19 protein-coding genes are annotated in these 18,722 nt (G+C 43.3%); 9 read left to right on the top strand and 10 right to left on the bottom strand.

The window, feature by feature from the left end; translation table 11 throughout:
- Positions 1-93: 93 nt before the first annotated feature.
- Genes C5745_RS13105 through C5745_RS13085 form a run of 5 tightly spaced genes read right to left on the bottom strand, consistent with a single transcriptional unit; the run spans position 94 to position 7,360 of the window.
- A complete protein-coding gene (locus C5745_RS13105) occupies positions 94-1,902 on the bottom strand; it encodes a heparinase II/III domain-containing protein (protein WP_105717560.1) in 1,809 nt (602 codons plus the stop codon).
- The gene (locus tag C5745_RS13100; RefSeq protein WP_105717464.1) at positions 1,895-3,271 is read right to left on the bottom strand and encodes an alpha-L-fucosidase; all 1,377 of its coding nucleotides are present in this window, start codon (positions 3,269-3,271) and stop codon (positions 1,895-1,897) included. Before C5745_RS13100 ends, C5745_RS13105 begins: the two co-directional genes overlap by 8 nt.
- Positions 3,271-4,653 (bottom strand): alpha-L-fucosidase, encoded by a 1,383-nt coding sequence (locus C5745_RS13095; protein WP_105717463.1) that lies wholly within the window; start codon positions 4,651-4,653, stop codon positions 3,271-3,273. The genes C5745_RS13100 and C5745_RS13095 overlap by 1 nt, the downstream gene beginning before the upstream one ends.
- Positions 4,654-4,657: 4 nt before the next feature.
- Positions 4,658-5,863, bottom strand: coding sequence for a glycoside hydrolase family 88 protein (locus tag C5745_RS13090; RefSeq protein WP_105717462.1), 1,206 nt, complete (start codon positions 5,861-5,863; stop codon positions 4,658-4,660).
- 42 nt (positions 5,864-5,905) lie between these two features.
- Positions 5,906-7,360, bottom strand: coding sequence for a BNR-4 repeat-containing protein (locus C5745_RS13085; RefSeq protein WP_105717461.1), 1,455 nt, complete (start codon positions 7,358-7,360; stop codon positions 5,906-5,908).
- 229 nt (positions 7,361-7,589) lie between these two features.
- Between C5745_RS13085 and C5745_RS13080 the strand changes: the two genes are divergently transcribed.
- Positions 7,590-8,495: a helix-turn-helix domain-containing protein gene (locus C5745_RS13080; RefSeq protein ID WP_105717460.1), complete on the top strand. Its 906-nt coding sequence runs from the start codon at positions 7,590-7,592 to the stop codon at positions 8,493-8,495.
- A gap of 35 nt (positions 8,496-8,530) precedes the next feature.
- Here C5745_RS13080 and C5745_RS13075 read toward each other — a convergent pair whose 3' ends face one another.
- The 3 genes from C5745_RS13075 to C5745_RS20255 all read right to left on the bottom strand — a co-directional run bounded on the left by C5745_RS13075 (position 8,531) and on the right by C5745_RS20255 (position 10,436).
- Positions 8,531-9,370: a CvfB family protein gene (locus tag C5745_RS13075; RefSeq protein ID WP_105717459.1), complete on the bottom strand. Its 840-nt coding sequence runs from the start codon at positions 9,368-9,370 to the stop codon at positions 8,531-8,533.
- A gap of 187 nt (positions 9,371-9,557) precedes the next feature.
- Positions 9,558-10,073 (bottom strand): RNA polymerase sigma factor, encoded by a 516-nt coding sequence (locus C5745_RS13070; RefSeq protein ID WP_105717458.1) that lies wholly within the window; start codon positions 10,071-10,073, stop codon positions 9,558-9,560.
- Positions 10,074-10,262: 189 nt separating this feature from the next.
- Complete coding sequence (locus C5745_RS20255) at positions 10,263-10,436, bottom strand: hypothetical protein (RefSeq protein ID WP_165793092.1); 174 nt, start codon at positions 10,434-10,436, stop codon at positions 10,263-10,265.
- A gap of 147 nt (positions 10,437-10,583) precedes the next feature.
- On the opposite strand from C5745_RS20255, the gene C5745_RS20250 reads away from it, so the two are divergent.
- The gene (locus tag C5745_RS20250; RefSeq protein WP_165793091.1) at positions 10,584-10,751 is read left to right on the top strand and encodes a hypothetical protein; all 168 of its coding nucleotides are present in this window, start codon (positions 10,584-10,586) and stop codon (positions 10,749-10,751) included.
- Between the two features lie 242 nt (positions 10,752-10,993).
- Here C5745_RS20250 and C5745_RS20490 read toward each other — a convergent pair whose 3' ends face one another.
- On the bottom strand, positions 10,994-11,248 hold the full coding sequence (locus C5745_RS20490) for a C45 family peptidase (protein ID WP_207795804.1): 255 nt from the start codon (positions 11,246-11,248) through the stop codon (positions 10,994-10,996).
- 161 nt (positions 11,249-11,409) lie between these two features.
- Between C5745_RS20490 and C5745_RS13060 the strand changes: the two genes are divergently transcribed.
- Both C5745_RS13060 and C5745_RS13055 read left to right on the top strand, forming a co-directional pair.
- Positions 11,410-11,658: a hypothetical protein gene (locus tag C5745_RS13060; protein ID WP_105717457.1), complete on the top strand. Its 249-nt coding sequence runs from the start codon at positions 11,410-11,412 to the stop codon at positions 11,656-11,658.
- Positions 11,658-11,924 (top strand): type II toxin-antitoxin system RelE family toxin, encoded by a 267-nt coding sequence (locus tag C5745_RS13055; RefSeq protein ID WP_105717456.1) that lies wholly within the window; start codon positions 11,658-11,660, stop codon positions 11,922-11,924. The genes C5745_RS13060 and C5745_RS13055 overlap by 1 nt, the downstream gene beginning before the upstream one ends.
- 546 nt (positions 11,925-12,470) lie before the next feature.
- Here C5745_RS13055 and C5745_RS13045 read toward each other — a convergent pair.
- The gene (locus tag C5745_RS13045) at positions 12,471-13,625 is read right to left on the bottom strand and encodes a PepSY-associated TM helix domain-containing protein (RefSeq protein WP_207795803.1); all 1,155 of its coding nucleotides are present in this window, start codon (positions 13,623-13,625) and stop codon (positions 12,471-12,473) included.
- A 93-nt stretch (positions 13,626-13,718) separates the two neighbouring features.
- Here C5745_RS13045 and C5745_RS13040 point away from each other — a divergent pair, with 93 nt between their 5' ends.
- The 5 genes from C5745_RS13040 to C5745_RS13020 all read left to right on the top strand — a co-directional run.
- The gene (locus C5745_RS13040) at positions 13,719-15,920 is read left to right on the top strand and encodes a TonB-dependent receptor (protein ID WP_105717453.1); all 2,202 of its coding nucleotides are present in this window, start codon (positions 13,719-13,721) and stop codon (positions 15,918-15,920) included.
- Between the two features lie 6 nt (positions 15,921-15,926).
- Positions 15,927-17,165: a DUF4374 domain-containing protein gene (locus tag C5745_RS13035; RefSeq protein WP_165793090.1), complete on the top strand. Its 1,239-nt coding sequence runs from the start codon at positions 15,927-15,929 to the stop codon at positions 17,163-17,165.
- A 269-nt stretch (positions 17,166-17,434) separates the two neighbouring features.
- Complete coding sequence (tnpA, locus tag C5745_RS13030) at positions 17,435-17,716, top strand: IS66 family insertion sequence element accessory protein TnpA (RefSeq protein ID WP_165793089.1); 282 nt, start codon at positions 17,435-17,437, stop codon at positions 17,714-17,716.
- A 1-nt stretch (position 17,717) separates the two neighbouring features.
- Entirely contained in the window at positions 17,718-18,056 is a 339-nt protein-coding gene (tnpB, locus tag C5745_RS13025; RefSeq protein WP_105717451.1) for an IS66 family insertion sequence element accessory protein TnpB, read from the top strand.
- Between the two features lie 50 nt (positions 18,057-18,106).
- Positions 18,107-18,722: IS66 family transposase (locus C5745_RS13020; protein ID WP_165793087.1), on the top strand; the 616-nt coding region annotated here is incomplete at its 3' end.

Below are 18,722 nucleotides of genomic sequence, written 5' to 3'. Positions count from 1 at the left end.
TACTATAACTATAGCTATAATATTTTCGAAATACCCATAAATTGTAGCTGTGTTTACAAGTTACTAGCTTTGCTAGTCAAGTTAATCAATACTTCATCTGCAAGGTACTAATTGTACTACAATATCTCCCGCTTGATGCGGAGCGATTTTTAGTTCGAAACCAACTATGACCGTCTCGTTTCCTACGTAATCGAAATCCGTAGCCCACGTTTTTAAACTTATATCGTGCGGGCTATTTACGTGTAATAGGAGCTTTTTTCCTTCTTTTGTAAGTTCTGCATGCATACCGTCCACCAGCTTGACCGTTGCGTCGGTAAGCATGGACCACCGTATGGTATTTTCCGTTGCTCCACCAGCATAAGAATCGCTGATGGTTACATTTTCTGCATTGGCGACCGTGATTTTACGTTTCAAGGCTGTCAATTGAGGGTAGAGCGTGGAAAGATCCATTGTTGCTGTTGTACTGTCAGCCGTTTCGGAAAAATTGATCAAGGGCGCATGGCCTTTAACATTTTGGAGCTCTCCGTTAACAGATAGCGTATTGTGCGCTAAATTGGAATATTTAAATACACCCCATCGCTCAGAATCTTGGTCGAATTTCCAAATGTTTATTTTTTGCGCTTCGAGCAGTCGGTAATCTTCTCGGCCAAAGTCTATCGCCCATCGCACACCATCGGATTCCATTACAAAGGATCCAACATCCATATGTCCATGATTGGTCGATGGCGACCCGCCCTTAAATCCCACATATATAGCTGTCGAGTCAACCCACGAAGATCGCATTAACGCTACAGGCGTCTTACCTTTACCTGTCCACAGCTTGTTTTTAGGGGGATCCATAGCCTGAAGGTCACTATCTTTACTCCAGATTAGCGTTAAAGGTAGCAGACGATTATCTTCACGCACATTTGCGCTTAACTTGACCATATGTTCTCTCTCGACCCAGAGCAAAGAAGGATTATCCGTCTTCTGGGCAAACCAGAACATGGCCGGTTGCAAGACACCTCCAAGGTCAGAATCAGAAAAATTAAACGAATCCCCTGTCACGCCGGTCATATTTTGCATAAATGAAGCCGTCCCTAAGAAGCCCGGGGTTGACGACAGATCATAAGCTTTGCCAAAAGCGCGTTCCATGGTATTGATAAATAATACGTTGAAAGTCGTTCCGTACCCCCAATACATATAACCCTCGGGGTACGCCCCGTCCGGTTCATAGTCTTTCATCGGCAATTTAATGCTTTCCTTACCCCTTTCGATGAGCTGATCAGCTAGTTCGACATCATCTTCATAAATGGCCAGCGCACCCATCAGCATCCCTGTATTGCAAACCTGATTCCAATTATGGGTGGCTTTTAGCCACCAGTTGTACTGACTATTCAGCGAAGGCACTAAGCCTTTCGTCCGGATCGCATCCCTAATTTGTGTCCGTTCGGCCGGCGACAATTCGTCATATAGCCAATCATACCCGATGGCAGCGGCGATCGTCATCTCCGCGACATCCAAAAAATGAGATGGATTCCAGTCACTGAATAGCGAAATGGCGGCAAGCTCTTCTTTTGCACGTTCAACATAGCGTTTGTCATCCGTCATTCGCCAGGCATAAGAGAGGTAAAAAATGCGTAACATCGCTTCGCGAGAAGCCGAAAGCATACGCATTCCGATTTTGATGCGCTCTACAGGAACCGTTCCAAGGATTTCTTCGCACTCCGCAAGAATTTCGTTATGTACCTTTAGTTTGTAACGATCCGCTTTGACCGCTTCAATAAGTGCTTTTTCTTCCCCTTTTAATAATATTAATCTCGGGTGTCCAGCGACATTCGCCGCGTTCTGCTGACCGTTTGTATATCCTGGCAACAGTAATAATAGGACTTTAAGCGTAAGTAGTATATATAGGTTATTCATTCGTTTCATTTGATTCCCTCGCAGAAGCCTTATAGAGTCCTAACTCGGCTAGCTGCACAGGAGCTTTAGATTTCTTTACTGTAATTCTGATCTTATCGGTGGTTGTTAGCGGCACTCGCAATAAGCGTTTATAGCCGATAGTCGTGTGCTCACTTAATTGCGCCCATGCGGTTCCGTCCCAATACTCTACCAGTGCTTCTTCATTTCTTTGCCCCTCCGCAATATTTTCTTGAAGTGCAATCCGGTCAAAAGTCGTTTTTTTCTTCAGCTTTACCACGAAGGGTTTATTAGCATGGAGGGTAATGTAACTTTCCAGCGCCCCGTCAGTCAATGATTTGTCGGCGCCAGTTTTTGCCAAGTTCTTGCGAAACGTTTCATCAAGGATCGATCGGTATTCATATAGGTTTGCAACATCCTGTTCGGCAAATAGACCCTCTTTATTCGGTGGAATATTGAGCAACAGTACACTGTTTCTCCCTACGGAAGTGTAATAAAGATCGACCAAGTTTTGAGCAGACCGTACCTTATCATCTTCTTCGGCATGATAAAACCAGCCTGGTCTGATTGACACATCCGTTTCTGTCGGTATCCACAATTTGCCGTTCGGATCGCCTACATTTAAATATGCAGGCGACATTTTTCCGGGCGCGTTCTCCGGTTTCACATCGATTGTAGACCACATGGTCTCACCAGCGATTCCTTTCTCATTGCCTACCCAGCGAACGTCAGGGCCCACGTCCGAAAACATCACCGCACGAGGCTGTAATTCACGAACCAAATCCCAATAACCGTCAAAATCGTACTCCATATCGATGGCTTTTTTATCCTTTGCGCCGTCAAACCACACCTCTGCTATTTCTCCATAATTCGTTAATAACTCGCGAAGTTGGTTTTTATAAAATGTGTTATATGCCGATGTTCCGTAACTCGGATGGTTTTGATCCCAAGGCGAAAGATAGAAGCCAAACAGTATACCGTATTCACGACATGCCTGCTCAATCTCTTTTACCATATCGCCCTTTCCATTTTTCCATGGGCTGCTTTTAACAGAATGATCGGTGTATGCCGACGGCCAAAGGCAAAATCCATCATGATGTTTAGCCGTTATTATCGCCATCTTAAATCCCGTTTCCTTTAGGACTTTGATCATTTTACGGGCATCAAAATTTACCGGATTGAAAATTTCAGGGCTTTCAGTTCCATCTCCCCACTCCTTGCCGGTAAAGGTATTTACTGTAAAATGGATGAAAGCAGTTGTCTCTAATTTCTGCCATTCCAATTGAATTTCACTAGGCACGGGCGCGTCCTGCGCTCGAAGCGCTGTACTTACTACGAAAAGTAACAAGATTATGTATAGCTGTTTTTTCATCAATATGTGATTTTAAATACCCAAGCATGTTCGCATGGCGCGTTCGCTGGATTAATTTTTGGAGATTGGACGAGCAACCTATTTTTTGCTATTTTGAATTTTACGGGTAAATCTGTCCCTAGCAATGTCACATTGCGCGCGCTGCGAATGCCGTCAACAATCAGTTCTTTCTCGGGCCATTGGGTACATATGGCGTAGATATCATTACCTTTGCGGGTATAATATACACCACTATCTTCCTCTAGGGGCCGCTCTTCCCATGTGGTCGTGCCATAAATTGCCTCTCCGTTTACGCGTAACCAATCCCCGATAGCGAGCAAACGCTCTTCCATAACAACGGGAATCAACCCCTTCGCGTCCGGTCCGACATTTAGCAAAAGATTACCACCGTTTCCCACTTTTTCAATCAATAAATCGATCAACTGCTTGGATGAGTAATAATGTGCAGTTGTTTCAAATTGATTATATCCATAGGAAGTTCCGATCCCGCGGCTCTCTTCCCAGGGATGCAGAATCCTGCCTGTCGTTAGCGTGTCACCGATCAGGTTATATTCTGTTGTATAATATCCCCCATGTTTACTTCTTGTTTCTTTGCCCCATCTATCATTTACCACAACGGAATTTTTTACCGGGGATTCGTTATAAAGCCATGTCAGGAACGTTGTGCTTTTTAACTCATCACTCGTATAATCCCATTCTCCGTCCGCGAAAATTACTTCTGGGCGGTAATTATTCACTAAGTCTTTCATCTGTGGTATCATATGCTCCGTGGTCCATCTTTCCATATTGTCAGCGGTATAAAGCGGATTATCCCATTCTAATAGTGAATAATATAACCCAAATCGTAAACCAGTACGCCGCACGGCGCGAGATAGATCGTTTATAATATCGCGTTTAGGTCCTACGTCTACGCTATTCCAACCATTGCTGTGTGCACTTGGCCATAAGCAATAGCCGTCATGGTGTTTTGATGTCAATACCACGTAACCCGCGCCAGATCTTTTAAACAAATCAGCCCATTTATCTGGGTTGAAAAATTCCGCTTTAAACATTGGCGCGAAATCTGTGTACGTCGAGTTTGGTCCATAATTACGTTTCTGATAATCAGTGAATGAACTATTTTTTTCGATAAGACGCTTAAGATAATGCTCAGCATATTTTTCGTAAACACCTTCTACCTCGTCCACGGGCGCATAGGCGGGTACCGCATAGAGCCCCCAGTGTATGAATATTCCGAACTTGGCGTCTGACCACCACGTTGGTAGCGGTCTGGAGTCGAGTGACGCCCAGTTATTATCAAACTTTTGGGCAATCACATGTGGAGAAAACAGTGTGAATAAAAACACTGATAAACATATCTTGACATAAGAGTTAGTCTTCATTTTCTTATTTGATGAGATTTTTATAACGAAGTAGCGCTTCTACATAATAATAATCGGCGTAGGTGAGCGGAACATCGACTTCGCTGTTGTGCGGAATCGACCCCACACTATGCTTCAACAAAAAGCCACCATTCGAACCCAGTTCAGCCGTATACGGTGCGGAGGACAGATTGTACAACATGGTCTCCGCGGTTTTCAAGTAGTATCTGGAAAGCTTTCCTTTCACCATGGTGCTCATTTCAATTAGGGCGGATGCGGTTATTGCGGCCGTAGAGGCATCTCGGTAGTGTTTATATTTTGCATATTTATTATCTGCTGGAAGGTCGGGAGCATCGTAGTCCCAATAGGCAATCAGATCATCCGGCATGTTAGGATGTGCTAACATGTATTTTGCAATCTTTTTAGCAAACGAAAGGTATTTCTTGTCTTTCGTATCGCGGTACATCATGACGTATCCATACAAGCCCCAAGCCTGACCTCTCGCCCATGCCGATTCATCAAACGCGCCCTGGTTGGTTTTCTTCTTGATAATATCGCCCGTTTCGGGGTTGTAATCGACAACATGGTAACAGCTGTAATCCTTGCGATAATGGTTTTTCATGGTCGTGTTGGCATGCGTTACAGAAATATCATAAAATTTTCGATCGCCACTCAACCGCGTAGCGCTGTTTAGGAACTCCAAGTTCATCATATTGTCTATAATGACCGGAAAGTTGTCAAAGTCCCACGAACGAATAGCTTTTGTTACTGGGCTGTATCGGGTAGCCAGCGATTCGGCACCTTTTAGTAAGACTTCCTTATACGCCGCTGTATCTCCGGTAATACGCATCGCGTTTCCGAAACTACAGTACAACATAAAACCCAGGTCGTGCGTTGTTGTATTAAATTGTTCCTTTTCCAGCAGTTTCAACTTCTGCTTTGCTAAGGCCAATAACGCTTCATCACCCGAATGCTCGTACAGGTAAAGTAACGTACCCGGATAAAATCCTGACGTCCACCAGCCGGTCTCGGAATCAAAGTTCTTGCCATTATCGTAGGTCTTTGGTAACATAGTTTCGGAAGAGCGCTTCGCCAGCACCTTGATTTGCTGGACAGCGTTATCCAGCTTTTCGTTTACCATATTAACAGCTAATTTTTCCTGCGCCTGTGCCGCAGCTAAACAAGCTGCGGAAAACACCAGCAATGCAAATACTCGTATTGATTGGTTCATATTTTCTGTTATATTTATTCAGTTATAGTTCACTTTATATCCTTACTTCCATTTTTGCGGTTCAAAAAACTCCGTTGTCCCTTGACGCGGAAGTTTAAATACCTCTCCTTCTTTCGTCGTAAAGTAAATATTGGATTCCGATGGTTTACGCCCGTCGCCGTCCGCCCATAGGCCGTAAAAATCTTTTTTCGCGTTAACAGGCTTACGGACATAAGCGTGGTTTCGAGCACTGTTTTGGGTTATTTCTTTTTTCTTTTTCCAATTCCTTCCTCCGTCTTTGCTGATCCATATAGCTAGTTCACCGCCGGGATTATACGCCTGTGGCCCCGTCTCCGTCGGGCCGATGATTCTTACGCGGCCCTTGTCCTCCGCATAGACCGAGCCCATATCATAATTACTGTCCGAAGAGGTAATGATCGTATTGTCCCATTTTTTCGATTTGCTGTCTACATGAAAGAAATGCCAATCGCGCGACCCATTTCGCGGTCCAGGTTGCGGTCCTTTACTAGAAATTGTCAAAATCAATGGGTTCCCGTTTTCATCGAGATCAATATCGAGTAGGTAGTTATTCAATTGAGCTGACGTAAAGTCTTTCACTAACGCAGCATTGTCTCGGGTTGTCAAAGGAAGCTCCATGGTATGCTTGTTCACCGTCTGCCACGATTTACCCCAATCGGATGTCTCGAGGTAATATAAGTTCGTCCTGTAGTCCAACCCTCTACCGTCGGGGTGAAAATCAAAAGCGACACCTATTTTGCCATTTGATAGCGCACTAATCTGGTAATGTCCGCCCTCAATATTACCCAGCACTTTCCATTCATCCCAGTGCTGGCCGTCTTTGCTCGTGTTGTAGCCTATCACCCGTCTATGTTTAGTATCATATCTCGAGAACAGCGCAATGAATCCCTTGTCGTCATCGTAGTAAACCTGGAAATAAGAAAAATTAGTAAAAGGTTTCTTCTCGCCGTTCACCATCTCTGTTGCCTCAACCAGTTCGAATTCATCAATTTCATAGGGTTTGGTCGATTTTGAGATATAAGATGGGCGCTCAACACCGTGCGATGTAGAAAATATCCAAATGTAGCCCGCGGCATCAATAGCAATTACGGGGTTATCATGCGCATCCACGGTCTTTTTATCGAGAACCGTAGCAGGGTTTGCTATTTTCTTGGTGCGGTGATCATAAAAAGAAACGTTATGCAATAAGGTGCTATTGTTTTCATCCGTGCCACCATAACAGAAGTAGGTCCTGTTTACTTTTTCAACATAGACCGCGAAAGGTCGATGATTAGCAGGGTAAGTCCCTAACCCGCCACTATACTTAAAGGCGTATTCGTCGCCTGTAGGCTGGATCATGTACCATATTCCCCTAAAGCCGTTTGCTTTACTATTGATCAGCTCTTTCGTTTTGTTTGGTCTGTGCTGCGCAGTAGCTATGGAACAAAATGTAGCGACTACAAATAGAACTCGAAAAAAATTCGTAAAATGTAATTTCATATCAATCAATTAGTTAGTTTACATCCAACAAGTATCAGTTAACTCGAGGGTGAAAACGGATTTCTTTACTGTTACGCCTCTTATATATTGCTGCTAAGAAAAATAAATAATGTGTTAATACTTTATAATTGTATCTTTTCTGTTTAAAATTGTTAATGTAAAGTACCGAAAGAAATTTTACTGATACTGTATCATAACTAAACCATTTTATGTACAAAATAAACATACCATGATTAAACGGGTCCCTCACGAGATTAAAATTGACCCCTCTTCCATAAGGCAGACATTTAGAGAAATAAACATAAAACTCTTCTGCTGTAGATATTGGATTTTGGAAGAGTGGGCGTGCTTTGATTTATCTGTCCCATTTTGGCGCATTTATTACAACACCATTGATGGTGCAGAAATCATCCATAATAACAGGGTGATCATACTGAACAAACAGAATTTGGTTATTATACCACCTAACACCTCGTTTTCTACTCGTTTAAATACAACCGATGTTCGAAGTACGAATGAAAGCATCTCCGGACGGAAGTTTACCGAAGCCGATGCGCTGGAACAAATAAAGGCAACGAATAAGGTAGATCATCTCTTCATCCACTTTTCGTTAGGATTCCCCTTAGACTACGCCGGTGCTGGCGTGTATTGTTTGGAGCTGACTGATCAAAAGCTAAGAATGATAGAAGAAATTATACACACCTGTATACAAGACCATCCGTTCAATTTCTTTGATTGCTTGAAAGTCAATATGTTAATAGGATTATGCTTAGTGCAGCTAGAGCATTTGCTTACTGATTTTAAGACAATGGACCAGCGTATTTTTGCCGCGATGGCATTTGTCAATAATAATTACGATAAAATGATCACCAATGATGCACTAGCGACGATGGCAAATATGGCGCCCAACTCATTTGCTAGACTTTTTAAAAAGGCGACAGGAATCACCATTCAGCAATATATCATAAAAAGGCGGATTGAAAATGCCCTTAACCTGATGCATCACTCTGACAAAAATTTAGATGAAATCGCACACGATTGTGGTTTCTCCGACCGTTTCCATTTTTCTAAAGCTTTTAAGAAACATGTACATATGAGTCCTTCTTATTACCGGAAGAACCTGACGCTGTTTTAATTTATGTACGCTATCGCTTATGACACCTATCGGGACTACGACTCATCTGTTATGAGTTTAATCTCATAGTCGCTCAAGATGATGCGCTGCTCCTTATACAAGCCTCCAATCGCTTTTTTGAAGGCCTTTTTGCTGATCTGAAAGCGATCATGTATTTCCTCCGGGTCGCTTTTGTCGCCCAAGGGAATGCGACCACCTTCATCCATAAGGGCGCGTAGTAGCATTTCCTTGGTGTTAAGCACATGTCCGAAACCCTGCGGCTGCAAACTGAGGTCTACTTTGCCAGCTATCGTGATGTTCTTTACCCACCCTTTGCGCTTATCGCCAACGGCGATGTTCGCAAATAGCTCGTTGTGATATAGCAGACCGATGTAGCGGTTGTCGATGATGGCATTGAATCCCAAATCGGTCTCTTCGGCGATCAGCAGATCAACTTCGTCGCCTACTTCTAGGTCTACATCTTCCTCCTCAATAAACCGGCGCAGTTTTGTAGAGGCAAGCATACGTTCGTTTTCTTCATCCAAATATAAATATACCACATAAGCCTCGCCCTTTCGCATGGGCCAGCGCTGTTCTTTAGTGGGAACAAAAATATCCTTGTCGATTCCCAGATCTAGAAAGGCACCCGCCTCTGAAGCGGCAACAACATCCAGAAAGGCGAAATCACCGACTTCTGCTAAAGCCTGTTTCGTGGTTGCGACCGTATCTCCTGCTTTATTGACAAAAACAAACACACGGATGTCGTCATCGATCTCCACTTCTGGAGGCACCTCGGCCGAGGGCAGTAAAATTTCTGTCTCACCATCAGATAAACGTAAACCATTGCTATTGTGACCGGTGACCTTAAGGGTGTTGTATGTGCCTATTGCTATCATTGTTTTTAATTATCGTCGTAAACGCTCATTTATCATGGATAAAGAGACTTCGGTATAAAGTAAACAAAAAATATAAGGATAGTGCATAAAAAGATACAATTTTGGTTGCTAATGAAAAGTCCGCAAGGTGAGACCTGCGGACCGATAATGATAGTACTAGTTGTACTATGCTAATTAGTCATAGTAACTAATTAGCCTTATTATATGTAGACAGCTGTGCCTGTAGAAATTTTCGTGCATGGTGTATACGGGTCTTAACCGTACCTTCCGGCATATTAAAATACTCCGCTATTTCCCTGTATTTATAGCCATCGATATGCATATTAAAAATTTCACGGCTCTCAGCTGGTAATTTTTTCATTGCCGATTCAATATCCTCCATCATAAATTTTCCTTCAGAATGATTTTGGCTGAACGGTTCATTGCAGCCTGCAGCACGGACATCGTACGTATGTGCATTTTCATATTCCAATCGCCTCTGGCCGCGACGGTATCGATTGATAAACAGATTCTTCATGATAACGTAAAGCCACGACATAATTCGAGGGTTATTGTCGTACTCATCGATGTACTTGATCGACTTAACTAACGTTTCTTGTACCAGATCCTGGATATCATCCGGGTCCTTCGTGAACTTTCTGGCAAACTTAGTAAGAACAGATCTGCTTTGCTCAATCTGTTGCTGTAAATGAATTGTGCTCATAATCAATGTTTTGTATGTAGGTAGACCAATTTTTATGTCGGGAATATTTATGCAAAAGCTGTGCTAAAATTGGTTGGTTTTGCGTCAGTAGACGCGCTACGCGCAACGGGCTACGTGAAATACCTGTAATACGTATTTATACGTATAAGGTGCTCCGTTACAAGCCAAGGCGAGTCTTGGCGTCGTTTTCTAGCCTTTGGCACGGGCATTCACCGCTATTCCGATTTGTTGTTTTTCGGTATTTATTTTTTTCGATAACGTATTTTGCGTGTTTTTACCCCCCTTTCCCCTGTCTAGTTTTTTGCTACCTTCAATTTCACGGTCCCGCCGAATCATACTTTCAAAGTATGTTGTATTTGGCATAAATATTTCAATTAATATACTGAATATCAGTTATTATTCTTACCTTAGCGTTAGGTATCACGTTTAGCTGGTGTATTCTAGTTAGCTAGCCGATTTTTCAACAGCGAGGTTACTTCTTCGTATGGTGCACTTTCAAAATGATTTGCGATGAGCAAAAAAGACAACAATAGCGAAAAAGGGACGACGGAGAAAACTCTCCGCGAACTTAGAACACGATCGGCCGATCTAAAACAGCGACATGCTGCCACATCAGCCAAAATAGACAAATTGAATTTAGAGATTAAACGCACTTTAGACGGATCCGCTGGTGAATAACCAAGCATTAATCATGGATTAAAGCTCCGTCATTATAAATTCAATAATGCTTTTTCAGCCACCAATTAAGTCTGGTTTCCGGCTTATAATTTTTTGTTGTTGGTCTGGTCTCTGCTCGTTCAATGTTTAGCTCGTTTAAATTTGCCACTACCGACCAGATTGTACCGAATCTTTCTTTTCGCAAATCAAGGCAGACACACTTGTCAGATAAAATCTCTTTGGCTTTCTGCAAATCCATTTTGTTAATGTACTAAAACCCCAAGACTCAATAAAAATGCACCTAACTTTTCAGGTTTGTCTTGAATTCCCTTTGCGAAGCCTTCAATCTCTTCAATAACTTCAGGAAAGAATGATTTTAGTTCTCGATACGATTCAAGTCCAAAATCCATTTTTTGTTTACTAATCAGTGGAATGACGAAATTTGCTTTTTCATATAGCAGTTTGCCATACTTTAGGCCCATTTCGTAAAATTCGCCATATAGTCTTGGGTGATACATATTATCTTGTTGTCTCTTTTAAGTGTCACATACTCCCAAATATAATAATTAGTATGCTATTTACACTGAACGGTGCTTATGGACGAGGTTACCTTGTAGACAAAAATGTATTGTGTATATGATGCATATGGTGTATATTTGTTGTGATTAGATTTACGACAATGAGAAAGAATATTGATATTGACGAAAAGATGTTGACAAAACTGAAATTACTGTCTGCATTTGAAGAAATGAGTGTAAAAACCATTATGGAAAAAGCTGTTTCCTTTTATGTAGAATACAAGGAAAAGGAGCGATTAAAAACGCTTTCTGACGAAGAAAAAGAGGATTTGGGCTTGCTAGTGCTTATGCAACAAGCAGACAGAAAAGAAGTGGCAAGTCGTCAAGATGTAATGAATGCCTTAGACTAATGGAAGTTATTTTTTTACGGAGTTTTCTCAATGATATTAAAAAGCTGGGCGACAAAAAATTGAAAACCAAAATCAAGGAATTTATTATAGAGCTTGAAAAGAGCGAAGCCTTAGAGGGGATGTCCAATGTCAAAAAGTTAAAAGGGTTTTCTTCTGCTTATCGATGGAGAACAGGCGATTATCGCTTGGGTTTTTATAAAGATGAGAGTCGCGTTGAATTAGCCCGATTTGTAAAGAGGAATGATGTATATAAAGTTTTTCCATAGACAGCTATCTTCCTGAGCATCTGGAGCAATTCGGCGCAACAGATTCTAAATTTTTGTACAGTTAGCTTCCCGTGTTCTGTCATTTCTCATGGCCCCATACCTATTGTAAGTATGATTATAATTCTCTATGTTTATCTGTTGAAATCAAGAAGCACATGTTAAACGATAAACAAATCAAAGAAATCGCTGATTCCCTTCTTCCGACTTTTGTGCCAAAGAATGACGCAGAGACCGAACTGTCCTTTAATTTCACTGTCCCGCCAAATCATACTTTCAGCGTATCGTACGAAAAGCGCCATACGGTTTGGGTTTTTGTGAAATCTGAAAAAGTCCAGATTCAAAAGTGACTAAAGATTAAAGCTCCGTCATTAAAAAATCGATAGGGTTTTTTTGTAGTATCCCGCCGTAATTGTCAATACTTTTATGACCGGTTTATCGATAAATGGTAGGACGCGATTAGTATATCGGGGGCGAACTATTAGTTTCTTGTATATCGTATATTTTGATCAAAAATAATAAAAGTTTCATGTATATCGTATAGCGGTGTCACTTCTTATTCCACCACACCAAAAAGCCCGTAATAGGCAGGCTGGCACAAATCAAACTGATAAAAAAAGCGAAAATTTTCCCGGCCAGACCGCCGATGGAGCCCACATGGATATCATAGTTCATCATGGCCAGCTGATCCGCGAAAGACGCTTCCCTATACTTGCTGCCTTCCATTTCCAGGGGCGCTAGGGTGTATCGATCATAAAAATATTCACTATGGTCGTACCATTGGCCCCTGAGGTGATAAACGGTAATGTCAATAGGGTCGTCGTCGTCCGCTGGGTAAGGCGTCATATACATGCCGTTAATATCGTCAGCTGTTTCCAGGGTAGTGTACCAGGCTCTGTCGAGCGGTGTCATGGTATCCTCCCATGGCAAGTCTTTATTGGACAGGTCGGAGTGTGGGTGATGGTGCCCCTGCTTTATTTCACCTCCGGAAACGACGTAGTATACAGCTTTATCGAACCATTCAAAACTCCATACCAACCCCGTTACGGCGAGGATGAACGCAAAAATTAGACTATAGAATCCAAGCACATTGTGTAAATCATAGTTGGCCCGTTTGAAGCTTCCTGTAAGTTTGATCTTAAAACTCTTCTTCCTATTTGCTTTACTCCATTTTTTCGGCCACCACATCACCAAACCGGTAAATAATAGCACGACAAAGACCAACGTAGCTACGCCAACAACCGGTTTCCCGATTTCGTAAGGCAACCACAACGCTGTATGCCCATCCAAGATGAAATTGAAGAAATTGAATTCGTCGCCACCACGCGGTGTTTGTTTTTTCAGAAACTCGCCTGTATAGGGATTGATGAAAACCACTGAAAATGACGCCTTACTGATATAGCCGACAGCAGCAGCTTCGCCGCTATGTCCATAGGTCAGGCCGGTAGGCTGCTGACCTGGCATGTACACTGCTGCCGTATCCAAGATTCGGCTCGGCGGCACAAAGGGCTCGGTACGTTCTTCCACGAAGCGCCAAGGCTCGATCCGATCTTTTATTTCCTGCTGAAAGGCATAGAAGCAGCCTGTAATACTGACAATGAATACAATAACACCCGAGATTAACCCCAGCCAAAGATGCAGCCAATCATTGATCCGGCGTATGGTCGTCTTTTTTCCTTTTTTTTTCTTCGCCCGTTCCATCATGCATGTGATCACTTTTTTATGTCGTGATCTTTGTTTTTGTTTAAATTAAGTCTAAATAATATTATATTTGCCCACAAATATAATAACTCCTCTATGGATAGGTGGAAAATGATGGCAAAAAAGATAACTCTATATCCAAAAAGCGTACGGGTTCTGTTGTTACTACCCTTAATTTGGACAGCCCACACTCGCTTGGCGATGACACAGGATACCACCAAAACTGTATCGCAGCAAAAAGAAATTGATGCGGTCCATATCGATAAAAAAACGGAAAGCCGTGAAATTAAAGAGGAACCTTTTAATGTCAACGTCGTAGAAACCAAGCAATATTATAATTCTGCACTGGATATCAATCAGCTACTGACGCGTACCACGGGCATCCGTGTCCGCGAAGACGGTGGGCTTGGTTCAAACTTCAATTTTTCCTTGAACGGTTTCAGCGGCAAGTCCCTCAAGTTTTTCCTGGACGGCATTCCGATGGATAACTTTGGTTCGTCGTTCTCGCTCAACAACTTTCCGGCGAATATGGCAGAAAGAATTGAAGTTTATAAAGGCGTCGTACCTGTTTCGTTGGGCGCCGATGCCCTCGGCGGAGCTATCAATATGGTTACCCGCCGCAACCTCAACTATATGGATGTCTCGTATAGCGTAGGATCCTTCAATACCCATAAGGCCGGTTTGAACGGTGCCTATACAAACGAAAAAACAGGGTTCGCTGTCCGATTCAATGGATTTTACAATTATTCCGACAACAATTATAAAGTGAACGTGCAACCGATCAGGGGCAACACCCTGCTCCCGGAGCAAGAGGTGAAACGTTTCCACGACGGCTACAGTTCGCTGGGCGGGCAGGTAGAGGTCGGCGTGCGTGATAAACCCTTTGCCGATCAATTATTTGTAGGGCTCCTTGCCGGGCAGAATGATAAAGATATCCAAACCGGCGTGGTAATGGATCAAGTATTTGGTGCCATGACCCAATCGAGTAATTCGGTCATCCCTACGTTGAAGTATAAAAAGGATAACCTGCTTTTGGACGGATTGGATTTCAACCTCTACGGAGCCTACAATATTACCCGGAATAATTTTGTCGACACCGTAGGGCTTATCTACAACTGGCTGCAGGAAACCACGCCCCGCAGTGGCGGTGCCGAGCGGCAGCGCACGCAGCTCAAACAGCGGGATAATGAAGGGCTTATTACGGCGAATCTAGCTTATGCCTTACACCCAGACCACCGACTATCCCTAAACTACGTATTAACAGACTTTAAACGAAAGTCTAGTGATGTTGAACAGCCGAATAATGTTGCTTATACCATGCCGCAGCGCCTGCAGAAGCAAAATTTCGGACTGGGGTTGGACAGTCGTTTTGGCGCATTGCGCACCAACGTGTTTGCCAAATATTATGGCCTCCATGCCGAGTCGTTTGAGAACATTTCCCAGACGCTGACGCCGGAATATGCCGAAATAGCCACCAGTCAGGATAATATCGGGTATGGTCTTGCAGCAACCTATTTTTTATTGCCCCGTATGCAGGTAAAAGCTTCCTACGAACATGCCTATCGTCTGCCTGAACCACTGGAGCTGCTAGGAGATGGATTGTTCACCATTCGTAATGAAACCCTAACGCCAGAAAAAAGCGATAACATCAATATTGGGGGCTTATATGCCTTTACCGTAAATCAGACACACAACTTCCAGACGGAGGCCAATTTTATATACCGGAATTCTACCGACTACATCCGGCTGGAGCAAGGCCGGAACCAACCCACGGGCCGTAAATTCATCAATGTAGGGGATGTCAGAACCACGGGCGTAGAAGGCGAAATTCGCTACAACTGGAAGAATAGACTTTACAGCAGCGTCAATCTGAGCTACCAAAATATCATTGATAAAACGGAATTCACTTCCGGTGGAAATCTGAGTGGCGAGACCACCCAACCGAACCTCAATTACGGATACAAGGTGCCCAATATACCTTACCTCTTTGGTAATTTTGATTTGGGTCTGCAGTTACCGAAAGTGGGAGGCAAAGGCGGGGCGGCCAACATCCAGTACCGGCTCAATTTTATTGAAGAATACTACCTTACCCCAGAACAGCTAGGCGCTAATAATCCCGACATGATCCCGCGGCAGTTTGCGCATAGTATTCTAGCAGACTACAGCATCGGTGGGGGCAAGTACAATATTGCCGTAGAATGCCATAACCTGACAAATAGTAGGCTATTTGATAACTACAGGATGCAGAAACCCGGGCGCTCTTTCAACGTAAAAATTAGATACTTTATACAAAAATAAATGACTATGAGAAAGTTAAAACAATATAGAAATGTCGCCTTGGCTTTAGGCTTGGCAGTTGCTGCCTCTTCTTGTACTAAAGACGATAATGGGGGCGATGATCGTCCGAATGAACCGATAATAGAAGGTGGTCAAGCGTACGTTTTAGGCGTAGGTGTAGAGGCTGGTAGCGATAATATCAACTATATCGTACACAGCAAGGACCTGTTGAACGGTAAGATTTCCCTGTTGAATAACGGTATCCTGCAGGAGGGCTACCGCGAATACCTGAACATCAACAATTACTTTTATTCCATCGGCGGATTGGGTGTCAACAAGGTCGATGCTTATTACATTAATAACGAGAACCGGTTGACGGCGAAAACAGGCCTCACTTCCAATTCCGGAGCCGACGATTACCTGAGCGTAAACAATGACAAAACCTTATTGGGTGCTAAGCTCGTGGTCAATGATAAATTTGACGGTAACATGGAGTTTTTTGAGATTGATGCCGACGGCTATACCATGAAAGAGACGGTAAAAGTTCCGGCCAAAGATGTGTACAAAGATCCAGAAAACAAACACGGCTGGCGACACACCGGTTTGGCAATCAGCGGCAACCGCGCATACCAAACTGTCTTCCCGTTTGCCAACGGCGTTACCCCGAATTTAGATACGAACTATGTTGCGGTATACAGTTATCCAGAATTTGAATTAGAAACCGTTATCAAAGACACCCGTACCGGCCCAGCAGGTGCTCCCGTCAATATATCGGGTATCTTCACGGCAGAGAATGGAGATGTGTATACGGTTTATCATGGCGGCTATGGATTCGATCCGAAAGGAAATTACAAAGAACCCGCTATTTTGCGTATCAAGGCAGGTACGGCAGAATTTGATAAAGACTATCATTTTAAAACCGAAGGCACGCCGAATGGCGGCAAGCTTATCAAAGCTACGTATGTGGGCAACAATAAATTACTTGCCCAGAAGTATACAGCCGAACAGAATGGACAGTGGGATCAAACCAACCTAACCTATGTTATTGTGGACTTGGCCGCGGAAACAATTACAGCCGTGAAGGATGCACCAATCTATCAATATTCCGAGCCTGCCTTTGTGGATGGCGATAAAGCTTATCTACCAGCAAAAGTAGGGGCATCATTACATATCTATCAAATCGATATCCCTACAGCAACAGCTACGAAGGGAGTTGAGATCGAAGCCTCCTATGTAAAGGGAATGGGTAAGTTGCGCAAGCAGTAGTACGATGCCAACATATAAAAAAATGCACTGCTATAGTGCATTTTTTTATACTTTGCACTCACGAAGTGCTAAGCCATCCATTTAAATCATAATTATAACTTTCTGTATTTTTATATAAATTGTAGTTATGATTATAACTTTATAAGTTTGTTGCATCTCACCAAATCGGGTTCAAACATATATTTAACATTTAGTAAATACTTTTTTAGTCGTATCCGCCCTGTGAGCCACGTCTATGAATAATCTTATGTTGTTTCTAGCTTTGCTGGATGAGCAAAGAAGAAAAAAGAGTCCAGATGTTTGCTATGATAGCAGACTGGCAGCAGAGCGGCCTGAGCAAGAAACGCTACTGCGAGGAAAACGGCGTCAATGAGACTACGTTTTATTACTGGTTTTCGCGCAGCAAAGAAAACGATGCTGCCAGCGGAAGCTTTATATCGATCGATAAGACCGGCAGAAAAGGCGATGTTGAGGTTATCTACCCCAATGGGGTGCGGATCAAGGTCGATACCGATCTTGGTTTGCTTTCCCAGTTGATCCGTCTTTACTGATATGTTTTCATTGGGGTCTTCTCACCGTTTTTATTTATATGATGGACACTGCGACATGCGCAAGAGTTTCGACGGGCTGTGCGGTCTGGTCATTTCGGTGATGCAGCGCCAGCCGACCAGCGGTGAGGTATTTGTGTTTTTGAACCGTAGCCGTACCCATATCAAACTTCTGCACTGGGAACACGGGGGCTTTGTCCTTTATTACAAACGGCTGGAGCAGGGTACCTTTGGTACATCTGCACTTAAGAAAGGTGAACTGTCATGGAGCGATCTGGTATTGCTCATCGAGGGCGTCCAGGTTGTAAAAAGCATACAGAAAAAACGTTATTCATTGCCATAAAAACAGCTTTTTTGATTGCAGGAACGCAGATAAAACCGTATCTTTAGGGTATGGAAACAGCGCTGGAAAACCTTTCTAAAGATGACCTTCTGAAGGTCGTTTCCAGCCGTGACGAAAAGATCGAATATCTGGAGTCCCAGCTTGCCATGTACAAGCGTATGCAGTTCGGCCAGAAGCGCGAACGCTTTGAAGGCGATCCCAACCAGACCGCACTCCCGTTTGAAGCCGAGCCTAAGGAAGCAGAACAGCAACAGGAAGAAACCAGACAAAAGATCGAGTATACACGTAAGCGCCCTAACCATAAGGGACGTGCGAAGTTACCTGAACATCTACCTGTAGTAGAGATCGACATACACCCGGAGGGGGACCTATCGGATATGGTATGCATCGGAAAGGAAATCACCGAAGAACTGGAGTGCGATCCTGCAAAGTTTTATATCAAACGCTATATCCGCTATAAATACACGCCTAAAAATGGAGATGGCGTACGTATCGGCGAACTTCCCGAACGTGTCATCGACAGAGGTATCCCCGGAGCAGGCTTATTGGCGATGATACTGACCGGAAAATATCAGGACCACCTCCCGCTGTACCGACAGAAACAGATCTTTGCCAGGGAAAACATACAGATCGCCTCCTCGACCATCGAGGGCTGGACAAAAGAAT

The sequence above is a fragment of the Sphingobacterium haloxyli genome (genome assembly GCF_002980525.1).
Classification (GTDB): Bacteria; Bacteroidota; Bacteroidia; order Sphingobacteriales; family Sphingobacteriaceae; genus Sphingobacterium; species Sphingobacterium haloxyli.
Note: the sequence above shows the minus strand (reverse complement) of the source record. Positions and strands in the feature narration are given on the sequence as shown.